The organism is Roseovarius ramblicola (assembly GCF_042430665.1).
In the GTDB taxonomy this organism is placed as follows: Bacteria; Pseudomonadota; Alphaproteobacteria; order Rhodobacterales; family Rhodobacteraceae; genus Roseovarius; species Roseovarius ramblicola.
Window position 1 is genome coordinate 1 of the sequence record NZ_JBHMEC010000008.1, and the last position, 11,572, is coordinate 11,572.

The following is an 11,572-nucleotide window of genomic DNA, read 5'->3' on the forward strand; positions in this document are numbered from 1 at the left end:
GGGGTGTCGAGCGCCTGGCTCGTGCCCGGGGCCAGCGGGTCCGGCGCGGTGCCGAGCGCGGTGTCGAACGCGGCGGGGCCGGTCCCCGGCGTGCCGGGCCGTGCGGGGTCGCGCGGGGCCGGGGTGTCGAGCGCCTGGCTCGTGCCCGGCGTCACGGGATCCTGTGCGGTGCCGAGCGCGGTGTCGAACGCGGCGGGGCCGGTCCCCGGCGTGCCGGGCCGTGCGGGGTCGAGCGGGGCCGGAGTGTCGAGCGCCTGGCTTTCGTTTGGTCGTGGCGGAGGCCCGAGGCGCGGCGGAAAGTCGATCGGAAAGAACAGATCCGTGGGGCCGGTGCCCTCGATGATGATCTCGGGCACAACATTCTGCCTGATGTTCTGCCTGATCGTGATGCCGGCAAGTTCCTCCGGAACCTGATCTCTGTCACGGATCGCGACGAACACAAACGCCCTTGATATTATGTCGTCTGCGGGCCCACGGGAAAAGGTCTCCGGGCCGATGGCCGTAATGATATGGTGGTGCGACAGAAAGAGCCGCGAGACAACCGAATGCATGTTGCCCGGCAACACATCGTAAATGTTGTCGAGCGCGTATTCCCAAGCCTCTATGGTATAGATCGGGAGCGTGCCCTCCGACACCGGAGTCGGCGCGTCCCCGTGCAGCGCGGTGGCTGAACGCGCGCGCGCATCGGGTCCAGACAGGACGTCACTGCATCCATCTAGAACCTCGACGGTGATCCGCGCACCGGCCCGCTCCAGTTCCGCGATGACCTCGGGGCCTCCGAAATCGCGCACGGCGACGGCGCGATTGAGAACCGGCGCACGGCCCGTCCCGGACACGCCTTCGGGATCCAGACCATCGCGCAGGGCCGCGCTTCGGCGCAGATAGACCAGGATCACCTCGTCACCGGGCTGCACGCGGTCGACCAGGTCCCTGAGTTTGGCCGCCCCCGCATCGGCCACGGAGTCGCCGAGGTAAATCGCCTCGATATCCGTCTCCACAAGTGCCTCGCAGCAAAGCCGCGCCGAAGGGTAATTGTTGTCGATTTCCCCGGTCGTTTCGTGACCGCAGTTACCCATCACCACCGCATACCGATCGGCGGAGGCTGGCAGGGCCAGCATATGCAGTATGACAACGAAAATTATTAAATGCAGGCGCATAGCCACCTCCCGGGAAAACCTTGGAGGAACCATAGCTTGTTATTGGCAGTCCGACAATTCCCGTTTGGTCAACTTTGCGTCTGTTGTCGATATCGCCAAGGCGCAGGTGATGTTCTGCAGATTCGCGTCAACGGCGCCACCCGCGGCATCGATGCTTCGATGCTTCGAGCAGGTTGCCGGTTGCGGGCTGGGCGGCAAGTCAGCGGCCCCGTCCGATCGTGAACGTGTCATCCGACACGCCGCCCATGTGCGGAACATGTGCGGGAATCGGTCGCCGGCCTCCTGGCTGCGGAGACCTCGGCGCCCGTGTCAGCGCCGCCCGACGGCCCTCGCTGGCGCCGCATGGCCGGGCGTTGTCGAAAACCCCTTTGATTACAGTCAGCAAACTTGTAACGTATGCCCGCACCAAGATTCTGGGGTGGCGGTCCTCCGGCAATTCGGAACCACACCGCCTGTGCCCTCATTTTGAATGAACCGCGAGTCCGCGTTGGTCCTGGAGACGAATAATGAGCACTCCCGAATTGAACTTCAAACACGTTTCCGGCGACGTTATGCGCGTTTTGATTGTGGGTTGCGGAGGATATATTGGCAGTCATTTGTTGGACCGGCTGCTGGCCGACCCACAGATACGTCTGACGGGGTGGGATCCGAATACTGCCAAAATCATGAACCACTTGTCCAATCCCAACTTCAGACTGCATCAGACAATGCTGTCGTCAGAGAACGAGCTTCGCGCCTTTCGTCAGGAAGCACGTTCGTCAGATGTGGTCATCAACCTAGCGGCCATATGCAACCCTTCCGAATACAACACGAATCCGCTCAGCGTTATGCGCAGCAACTTCATGGAGCCATCCAGGATCGTTGATATCTGTGCAGAGGAAAACACGTGGCTGATTCATTTTTCAACGAGCGAGGTTTACGGTCGAACGTTGCAGAGCTATGTGGACGACACCAGCTACGATGACCCTTCGTTGTTTGAATTCGAGGAGGACACGACGCCCCTCATCATGGGGCCTGTCAGGAATCAAAGATGGTCGTATGCATCTTCCAAACAGTTGATGGAGCGGTATGTGTATGCTCACCATAAACAAAACGGACTTCCATTTACGATCGTCAGACCACTGAATTTCTTTGGTCCACGCATGGATTTTATTCCCAAGCGGGACGGAGATGGCGTGCCGCGCGTTCTGGCCTGTTTCATGGCCGCATTACTCGACCGCAAACCATTGCAGCTTGTCGACGGCGGACACGCAAGGCGAACGATTGTTTCCATTCACGATGCGATCGACGCGATCGAAAGCATGATCCGGAACAGGGGCAAAGCCGAAAACAGAATTTTCAACATTGGCAATCGTGACAATGAAGTATCAATGGCCCAACTGGCAGATCTGATGATCGAGACCTTCATTTCTGTCAGCGGCGACGAGACCTACAGAACTCACCCGGTCGAAAACGTTTCCGGCCAGCAATTCTACGGGGAAGGATACGAAGATTGTGATCGGCGGATGCCGAATATAGATGCTGCACGGACGCTCTTGGGCTGGGAGCCCAAAACCGCGCTCAGAGATATTCTGACAGAGACGGTTGCCTACTACTTTGATCTGTATGGGCGCAATTCGTCGGACAGTCATGCCTCTCCGGTCGATGTGCCTGAACCTGCCGCCATGCGCTGAGACGGGCCGACCCGGAATACGCCATCCCGTTATCGCGGACCCTGATGTCGGTATGTATCCTCGGGGCCGAGCCGGACCCAAACGGATCGAATGCGGCGCGAAAACTCCGCCGTCCGTGTTGGACAACGGTGCTGCCACCGATGCGTGACACGGCATTGCAAGCCGATTCGCCACCGTTCGGGCGTTTCGATCCCCGCAGATGGCGCTTGAAATGCGAGCCACTTGATCTGGCAACAAAACCACGCAACCCTGCCGATTGGCGGTCGACCAGTCGGAGAGCGTCGGGACGCTTCCGCCATGCAAGGCAAACCGCACGAAACGCGCTGAATTTGAGAGAGATGATGTGGCGAAACTGAACGTTGAACAAGCCCTGGCACGCGCGAGATCACATGCCAGGAAGGGTGAGACCAACCAGGCGCGGTCCGTGCTTCAAACGGTCCTTGAGGCCTTTCCGAGCAACCCGCGCGCCCGTTCCGAGCTTGCGAGGCTGGAGGCAACAGGGCACAATCACCCAAGGGTCAGGCATCCGCCACAGGCACAGGTTGATGCTCTCGTGGCGCTCTATAATCAACGTCGTTTCGGTCAGGTCGCAAAGCAGGCCGAACTCCTGACGGATGAGTATCCTTCCTCATTTGTTCTTTGGAACATTTACGGAGCGGCGAACGTCGCAATCGATGAACTTGAGAAGGCGGAGGAAGGATTTGCCAAAGCTGCAAAAATCGCCCCTGATTTTGCAGATGCACACAGCAACATGGGAAATATCCTGAAACGCCGGGACAAACTCGATGACGCGATTGCATCGTATGAGCGCGCGCTGACAATCAATCCCGACCATTCAGAGGCGCACTACAACATGGGCGTGACTTTGAAGCGCCTGGGCAAACTCGATAACGCCATTGCAGCTTATCAACGCGCGCTGGCGATCAGGCCTGACCATGCTGAGGCCCATTACAGCATTGGCAATGCCCTGATGGATCAGGGCAAACTCGATGACGCGATTGAAGCGTATCAACGCGCGCTGACGATCAGACCTGAGCATGCAGATGCGCACTACAGAGTGGGCAATGCTCTGAAAGGCCATGGACAACTCGATGACGCGATTGAAGCGTATCAACGCGCGCTGGCGATCAGGCCCGATCATGCCGATGCTTACAACAACATGGGCAATGCTCTGAAAGGCCGTGGGCAACTCGATGACGCGATTGAAGCGTATCAACGCGCGCTGGAAATCAAGCCTGATCAGGCCGATGCGTATTACAACATGGGCAATGCCCTAATGGATCAGGGTAAACTTGACGAGGCGATTACCGCATGTCAGCGCGCGCTAGCGATCAGGCCCAATCATGCCGACGCTTGCAACAACATGGGCACTGCTCTGATGGTCCAGGGCAAACTCGATGAAGCGATTGCCGCGTATCAACGTGCATTAGCGATCAGGCCCGATCATGCGGGCGCAGAAACACATCTGCTTCGACTGCAGGAGACTGTTTGCGATTTTTCGATTTCTGACCGGCTTGCGGAGGCGTCCGCGCGCCTCGGGATTTCGACAGAGGCCGCGTCCACTTTCTTTGCTTTCTCGTGGACTGATGATGCGAAGCTGCAGTTTCTTCGATCAAGAACCTGGGTATCTGAGAAATACAAGCAGTCACCTTTACCCCTCCCGGCAAGACCGAAGACGCGACCAGAGCGTCTGAAAATCGGCTATTTCAGCGCTGACATGCATAATCACCCGTGTATGCATCTGATATCGGGTTTGCTTGCGACCCATGACCGTGATCGTTTCGAAATCTTTGCCTTTTCCTACGGTCCGGACAAGAATGATGACATGCGCAACCGTGTTCGCGGCGCGGTGGATCACTTCATCGACATACGGGCGGTGGCAACACGAGAAATCGTCCAAATGGCCCGTGACAAGAAGATTGACATATCAGTCGATTTGAACGGATATACAAGAAACGGGCGGACCGAAATATTTCAATACAGGTTGTCCCCTGTCCAGGTTAACTTTCTCGGGTACCCCGGGTCATTAGCGGCGGATTTCATCGATTATATCATCGCTGATTCTGTCGTTATTCCCGAGGAGCAGCGCCGGTTTTATTCTGAAAAGGCGATCTATCTGCCGCATACCTACCAGCCCAGCGATAATACGCGTGAGATTGCGGAAACGAACACGACGCGCAGTGACTTCGGCTTGCCCGAAGACGGCATCGTGTTCTGCTGCTTCAACAACAACTACAAGATCAGCCGACGTGAGTTCGACATCTGGATGCGACTCCTGGGCAAGGTCGATGGCAGTGTCCTGTGGCTTGTCAAATCGAACGAATGGTCAGAGCGGAACTTGCGTAAAGAAGCCGGGAAACGCGGCATTGACCCTTCCCGTGTCGTCTTTGCCGAAAAGCTGTCGCAGTCAGAGCATCTAGCGCGTCACAGACACGCGGATCTTTTCATTGATACATTCAATTACAACGCACATACGACCGCGAGTGATGCCCTGTGGGCCGGATTGCCCGTCGTCACAAAGCAGGGCGAGCAATTCGCAGCGCGAGTTGCAGCAAGTCTGCTGACCGCAGTTGGCCTCCCCGACCTGATAACGGAGAGCGAAGCACACTACGAAGACTTGATTCTCGAGTTGGCGACAAACCCCGGGAAGCTGGCGGAAATCAGGGCGAGGCTGTCACAGAACAGAGTGACAAAGCCGTTATTCGATACCCGGCGCTACGCGCGCAACCTCGAGAACGGATTGCGGCAAGCATACGATCGCTACTTTGATGGCCAGCAACCTCAGGATATTCGCGTGAGAGAGGCGGATTGCGTCACCGATCCATGACCCCGCTATTCGCGGAGCAAACCCAAGAAGCCGCCGTCGCATGACGAAAGTGCGAAAGATCCTGGACACGACTGCCCTGCCCTCACAGATAATGATCTGCACGGTGACCTTGCAGGGATCATCTCGATAGCCCGCAAGAGCGAGGACCCGCTGGAAACCAGCGATTTTGAAACCATGGTACTGAAGTTGGTAGCGGAGGAGGGACTTGAACCCCCGACACGCGGATTATGATTCCGCTGCTCTAACCACCTGAGCTACTCCGCCGGACCGCGGGCTAGGTATGCCAGCCGGGTCGAGGCGTCAAGGCGGAAAATGCGCGGGCCGTGCCTTGTGGCGCTGACGGGGATGGCGCACAGTCGGGGCATGGAGGAGGCGCTCTCATCAGCTATGGACGAGATCGCGCGCCTGGTCGGCGTGACGCATGTGCTGCGCGGCGAGGCGGCGGCGCGATGGTCGGGGGATTGGGCCGGGCACAGGCGCTGGCAACCGCTGGCGGTGGCGCGGCCCGGGGACACCGGCGAGGTGGCGGCGCTGGTGCGGCTGGCCAACCGGCATCGGCTGCCGCTGGTGCCGGTGTCGGGCAACACCAACCTGGTCAAGGGCACGGTGGCGGAGGGGGCGCTGATGGTGTCGCTCGACCGGCTGTCGGAGATCCGCGAGATCCGCCCCGCGGCGCGGGTGGCCGCGGTGGGGGCAGGGGTGGTGATCGAGGCGCTGAATACCGCGCTTGCCGCGCATGACCTGATGTTCCCGCTCAGTTTCGGGGCACGCGGCTCGGCGATGGTGGGGGGCGTGCTGTCGACCAACGCGGGCGGGGCAAACGTGCTGCGCTATGGCAACACGCGCGATCTGTGTCTCGGGATCGAGGCGGTGACGCCCACGGGCGAGGTGATGCACCTGATGGGCGCGCTGCACAAGAACAATTCAGGCTACGATCTGCGTCACCTTCTGATCGGGGCGGAAGGCACGCTGGGGATCATCACCGCCGCGATGCTGCGGCTGGTGCCGCGCCCGCGCGCGCAGGCCACGGCGATGGTGGCGCTGCCATCGCTTGACGCGGCGCTTGGCCTGCTCAACCGGCTTCAGGACGAGACCGGCGGTGCGGTCGAGGCGTTCGAATACATGCCCGCGAGCTTTCTGCGGGCGCTGCTGCGTCAGTTTCCCGAGATGCGCCCGCCGTTTGACACCATGCACGCGGTCAACGTGCTGGTGGAGCTGGGCGCGCGCGCACCGCGCGACGTGACGCCGGATGCCACCGGGCAGGTGCCGCTCGCCGCGCATCTGGAGGGGGTGCTGGCCGCGCTGTGGGACGAGGGCCATGTCCTCGACGCCGTTGTCGCCAAGAGCGAGGCGCAGCGCGCGGAGATGTGGGCGCGGCGCGAGGCGTCGGCGCATGTCCTGCGGGCGCGCAGCCCGGTGGTGGAGGGCGATATCGCGGTGGCCACCGACCGGGTGGCCACGCTGGTCGCGCGCACCGGGGCGGCGTGCCGCGCACTCGATCCCGGCATCGAGATCACCGGCGTCGCGCATCTGGGCGATGGCAACCTGCATTTCGTGGGCTGGCCATCGCGCCCCGATGCCGCGCTCTGCGCGGAGTTGTCGCGCGCGGTGGAGACCGAAGCAGTGGCGCTCGGCGGCAGTTTCTCGGCCGAGCACGGGATCGGGCTGTCGAAGCTGGGGGCGATGACGGCGCACAAGGACCCGGTGGCGCTGGAAACGATGCGCGCGATCAAGGCGGCGCTTGATCCGAACGGCATCCTCAACCCCGGCAAGCTGCTGCCAAAGGGCTGAGCCGGGTCAGCCCCGCCAGTCGAAGAAACCGGGCCCGGCCCGCGCCAGCAGCCCTGCCGCCATCTCGGCCCCCAGCGCCGCGCCGTCCTCGACCGGCGCGCTGGAATCGTCGGAATGGGCTTCGCTGCCGTCGGGGCGCAGGATCTCGCCGCGCAGGCGCAGCGTGCCGCCGCCGATCTCGGCCAGCGCGGCGATCGGTGTCTCGCACGATCCGTCGAGCGCGGCGAGAAAGGCGCGCTCGGCGGCGAGGCGCTGGCCGGTGAGCGCGTCGTGGAGCGGCTCGAGCAGCGCCGCCACGCGGGTGTCCCCCTCGCGCCGCTCGATGCCGATGGCCCCCTGCGCCACGGCGGGCAGCATCACCTCCGGCTCGATGGCGGCGGTGGCCACGTCGGACCGCCCCAGACGATTGAGCCCCGCCATCGCGAGAAAGGTGCAGGTCGCCACGCCCTCGTCGAGCTTGCGCAGCCGCGTCTGCACGTTGCCTCGGAACTCCACCACCTCGAGATGCGGATAGGCCACCAGAACCTGCGCGCGACGCCGCAGCGACGAGGTGCCGACGCGTGCGCCCCCGGGCAGGTCGGACAGGTGCCCCGCCCCCGGTGAGACGAACGCGTCGCGCACGTCCTCGCGCGGCAGGTAGGTGTCGAGCGTGAGCCCCGCCGGTTGCAACACCGGCATGTCCTTCATCGAGTGCACCGCGATGTCGATGGCCCCCGACAGGAGCGCATCCTCGATCTCGCGGGTAAACAGCCCCTTGCCGCCGATCTCCTTCAGCGGGCGGTCCTGCACCCGGTCACCGGTGGTCTTGATCACCGATATCTCGAACGCCTCCTCGGGCAGGTCGAACGCCGCCTGCAGGCGACAGCGCGTCTCGTGTGCCTGCGCCAGCGCCAGCGGCGAGCCGCGCGTGCCGATCTTGAGAGGGCGGGTCGGGGAGGGCAGATCCTGTGTCATGCCAGCGGGTTTAGACGCGACAAACCGGCGTGGCAAGCGGGCCGCAGCTTGACAACGCGGGCTGTCAGGGGGACCACACGCAAAACGGAGGACACCATGCCCGACACGACCCCGCCCGACACGACCCCGCCCAAGACCAAACCGATCCTGCGCGCACTCGCAGGCGAGACCCTGCCCGTCCCGCCGATCTGGATGATGCGGCAGGCGGGCCGCTACCTGCCGGAGTATCGCGCCACGCGGGCCAGGGCGGGCGATTTCCTGTCGCTGTGCTACAACAGCGATCTGGCGACCGAGGTAACGTTGCAGCCGATCCGGCGCTACGGTTTCGACGCGGCGATCCTGTTCGCCGATATCCTGCTGGTGCCGCAGGCGCTCGGGGCCGACCTTTGGTTCGTCACCGGCGAGGGGCCGCGCCTCTCGACGATCACCGACCGCGCTGGCGTGGACCGGCTGAAGCAGGCGGCGGATATCCACGAGACGCTCGCCCCCATCTACCAGACGGTGCGCAACCTCTCCGGCGCGCTGCCGCCGGAGGTGGCGCTCATCGGGTTTGCCGGCGCGCCCTGGACCGTGGCCACCTACATGATCGCCGGGCGCGGCACCCCCGATCAGGGGCCGGCGCATGCGCTCAAGGACAGCGACCGCGCGGTGTTCGACGCGCTGATGGAGCGGATCACCGAGGCGACCATCGAGTACCTCTCGGCCCAGATCGCGGCGGGTGCCGAGGTGGTCAAGATATTCGACAGTTGGGCCGGGTCGCTCACGGGCGCGGATTTCGAGCGCTATGCCACCGAGCCCGCCCGCCGCATCACCGCCGCGCTCAAGGAGCGTCACCCCGGCATCCCCGTCATCGCCTTCCCCCGCGGGGCAGGAGAGAAATATGTCGGTTTTCACGGGCGCTCCGGGGCCGATTGCGTCGCGGTGGACGATGCGGTGAGCGCCGAGTGGGTGGCCGAAAACGTGCAGGTGGATGGCTGCGTGCAGGGCAATCTCAAATCGTCGCACATGGTGACGGGCGGTGAAGCGCTGGTTTCCGAGACCCGCCGTACCGTCGAGGCGCTGCGCCATGGCCCCTATATCTTCAACCTCGGGCATGGCATCACCCCCGACGCCGATCCCGACAACGTGCAGCGCATGATCGACGCGGTGCGCGGCTGAGCCGCCGGACGCGCCCTTTGCCGGTTTTGCCCGGCGGCGGCGCGGGTGTAGACTCGTCCCGGGCCGTGCCGGGTCCGAATGTGCCCGAGGGGTCCTGATGCCGGACAGTGCGACAGTCTCGACCGATCTCCGCGAGGCAGCGGATGGCGCGCGGCGCGAGCTTGCGCTGTCTGGCGCGCTGACGGTGCACACTCTGGCGCGGCTTCAGGCACAGCTTGAGACGCTGACCGCCGGCGACACGCGGATCGACCTGTCGGGTGTGGACCGTTTGGACACTGCCGGGGCCTGGGCCATCGTCACGCTGCGCGCGCGCCTGACCGATGCGGGCTGCGAGACCGAGATCACCGGGGCCGACCCGTCGCAGGCGGACCTCCTGGAGACTGTCGTCGCCGCCCTGCCCGAGGCCCCCGAAACGGAGAGCCGCCGAACCACCCTGACCGACCGGCTGGAGAGCTTGGGCCGCACGGTTGCCGCCGGGGCTGTGTTCGCGGCGGAACTGGCCGGATACCTCGGCCTGTTCCTCGCCCGGCTGGGCCGGTCCATCCTGCATCCGCGCGACTTTCGCCTCACCTCGCTGGTGGCGCATTGCGAGGATGTGGGCTGGCGCGCCGTGCCCATCGTGTCGCTGATGGCGTTCCTGATCGGCGTGGTGCTGGCGTTTCAGGGGGCGGCGCAACTGCGGCAATTCGGGGCCGAGGTGTTCGTCGTCGATCTCATCTCGATCTCGGTCCTGCGCGAGCTGGGCATCCTGCTGACCGCGATCATCGTTGCCGGGCGCACGGCGTCGGCCTTTACCGCCGCCATCGGCTCGATGAAGATGCGCGAGGAGATCGACGCCATGCGCACGCTGGGGATCGACCCGGCGATGGCGCTCTTCGTGCCGCGCATCCTGGCGCTGCTGCTGATGCTGCCGATCCTGGGGTTGATCGCGAATGTCATGGGCCTCCTGGGCGGCGCGATCATGTCCTGGCTGGAGCTGGGAATCTCGCCCGCGATGTTCCGCACCCGGCTGATCGAGGGTACGAGCATCGACCACGTCATGGTGGGCATGGTCAAGGCGCCGGTCTTTGCGCTCATCATCGGCGTGGTGGGCTGCCACGCGGGGATGAGGGTGGGCAGCAACGCGGAATCGCTCGGGCGGATGACCTCGGGCGCGGTGGTGACGGCGATCTTTGCGGTGATCGTGGCCGACGCGCTGTTTTCGGTCTTCTTCGCGGAGTTGGGTGTGTGATGGCGGAGGAACCGATCATCTCGCTGCGCGGCATCCGCAACCAGTTCGGGCCGCATATCGTGCACGACGATCTCGATCTCGACGTTTGGCGTGGCGAGGTTCTGGGCGTGGTCGGCGGCTCGGGCACCGGCAAGTCGGTGCTCTTGCGCACCATCGTGGGGCTGCGACAGCCGCAGGCGGGCAGCATCCGGCTGTTCGGCATCGACGCGCTCGGGGCGGACGAGGAGACGCGCTCGGGCCTGGACCGGCGCACCGGCGTGATGTTCCAGGATGGCGCGCTCTTTTCCTCGCTCACCGTGCGCGAGAATGTCGAGGTGCCGCTGCGCGCCGTGCCCGACCTGCCCGCGCGCCTGCGCCGCGCGCTGGCCGATCTCAAGATCTCGATGGCGGGGTTGCCGTGGAAAGCGGGCGACAATTACCCGTCCGAGCTTTCGGGCGGGATGCGCAAGCGCGCGGGGCTGGCGCGGGCGCTGGCGCTCGACCCCGAGATCGTCTTTCTCGACGAGCCGACGGCGGGGCTCGACCCGATCGGCGCATCGGAGTTCGACACGCTCATCCGCGGGCTGTCGCGTCAACTGGGGCTGACGGTCTTTCTTGTCACGCATGACCTTGATACGCTTCACGCCACCTGCGACCGGATCGCGGTGCTCGCCGAACGGCGCGTGCTGGTGACCGGCACCATGGCCGGGATGCTGGAAGTGGATCATCCGTGGGTGCACGAGTATTTCCACGGGCCCCGCGCCCGCGCGGCGACCGAGACCAGGGACAGGACCGGCTGAAG

8 protein-coding genes and 1 tRNA gene are annotated in these 11,572 nt (G+C 63.8%); 6 read left to right on the forward strand and 3 right to left on the reverse strand.

Annotated features, from left to right (window positions below):
- Positions 1-1,118, reverse strand: a 1,118-nt coding sequence (locus tag ACFFU4_RS03490; protein ID WP_377067095.1) for a hypothetical protein, incomplete at its 3' end; no start/stop codon positions are given.
- Positions 1,119-1,663: 545 nt separating this feature from the next.
- Here ACFFU4_RS03490 and ACFFU4_RS03495 point away from each other — a divergent pair.
- Together ACFFU4_RS03495 and ACFFU4_RS03500 are read left to right on the forward strand one after the other, a co-directional pair.
- Positions 1,664-2,830: an NAD-dependent epimerase/dehydratase family protein gene (locus ACFFU4_RS03495; protein WP_377067097.1), complete on the forward strand. Its 1,167-nt coding sequence runs from the start codon at positions 1,664-1,666 to the stop codon at positions 2,828-2,830.
- Between the two features lie 343 nt (positions 2,831-3,173).
- Positions 3,174-5,657, forward strand: coding sequence for an O-linked N-acetylglucosamine transferase family protein (locus ACFFU4_RS03500; RefSeq protein ID WP_377067099.1), 2,484 nt, complete (start codon positions 3,174-3,176; stop codon positions 5,655-5,657).
- Between the two features lie 187 nt (positions 5,658-5,844).
- Here ACFFU4_RS03500 and ACFFU4_RS03505 read toward each other — a convergent pair.
- Positions 5,845-5,921, reverse strand: a tRNA-Met gene (locus ACFFU4_RS03505).
- 81 nt (positions 5,922-6,002) lie between these two features.
- Between ACFFU4_RS03505 and ACFFU4_RS03510 the strand changes: the two genes are divergently transcribed.
- On the forward strand, positions 6,003-7,448 hold the full coding sequence (locus tag ACFFU4_RS03510) for an FAD-binding oxidoreductase (protein WP_377067101.1): 1,446 nt from the start codon (positions 6,003-6,005) through the stop codon (positions 7,446-7,448).
- Between the two features lie 6 nt (positions 7,449-7,454).
- On the opposite strand, the gene hemC is transcribed toward ACFFU4_RS03510, so the two are convergent.
- The gene (gene hemC / locus ACFFU4_RS03515) at positions 7,455-8,402 is read right to left on the reverse strand and encodes a hydroxymethylbilane synthase (RefSeq protein WP_377067103.1); all 948 of its coding nucleotides are present in this window, start codon (positions 8,400-8,402) and stop codon (positions 7,455-7,457) included.
- 96 nt (positions 8,403-8,498) lie between these two features.
- Between hemC and hemE the strand changes: the two genes are divergently transcribed.
- The 3 genes from hemE (at position 8,499) to ACFFU4_RS03530 (ending at position 11,570) form a co-directional block, all read left to right on the forward strand.
- Positions 8,499-9,560 (forward strand): uroporphyrinogen decarboxylase, encoded by a 1,062-nt coding sequence (hemE, locus tag ACFFU4_RS03520; RefSeq protein WP_377067105.1) that lies wholly within the window; start codon positions 8,499-8,501, stop codon positions 9,558-9,560.
- A gap of 97 nt (positions 9,561-9,657) precedes the next feature.
- Positions 9,658-10,791 (forward strand): ABC transporter permease, encoded by a 1,134-nt coding sequence (locus ACFFU4_RS03525; RefSeq protein WP_377067107.1) that lies wholly within the window; start codon positions 9,658-9,660, stop codon positions 10,789-10,791.
- On the forward strand, positions 10,791-11,570 hold the full coding sequence (locus ACFFU4_RS03530; protein WP_377067109.1) for an ABC transporter ATP-binding protein: 780 nt from the start codon (positions 10,791-10,793) through the stop codon (positions 11,568-11,570). The genes ACFFU4_RS03525 and ACFFU4_RS03530 overlap by 1 nt, the downstream gene beginning before the upstream one ends.
- Positions 11,571-11,572 lie beyond the last annotated feature (2 nt).

Bases quoted from the DNA above. Each gene is read 5' to 3' on its own strand.
- ACFFU4_RS03495 (WP_377067097.1), top strand. From the start codon at position 1,664: ATGAGCACTCCCGAATTGAACTTCAAACACGTTTCCGGCGACGTTATG.
- ACFFU4_RS03510 (WP_377067101.1), top strand. From the start codon at position 6,003: ATGGCGCACAGTCGGGGCATGGAGGAGGCGCTCTCATCAGCTATGGAC.
- hemC (WP_377067103.1), bottom strand. From the start codon at position 8,402: ATGACACAGGATCTGCCCTCCCCGACCCGCCCTCTCAAGATCGGCACG.
- hemE (WP_377067105.1), top strand. From the start codon at position 8,499: ATGCCCGACACGACCCCGCCCGACACGACCCCGCCCAAGACCAAACCG.
- ACFFU4_RS03525 (WP_377067107.1), top strand. From the start codon at position 9,658: ATGCCGGACAGTGCGACAGTCTCGACCGATCTCCGCGAGGCAGCGGAT.
- ACFFU4_RS03530 (WP_377067109.1), top strand. From the start codon at position 10,791: ATGGCGGAGGAACCGATCATCTCGCTGCGCGGCATCCGCAACCAGTTC.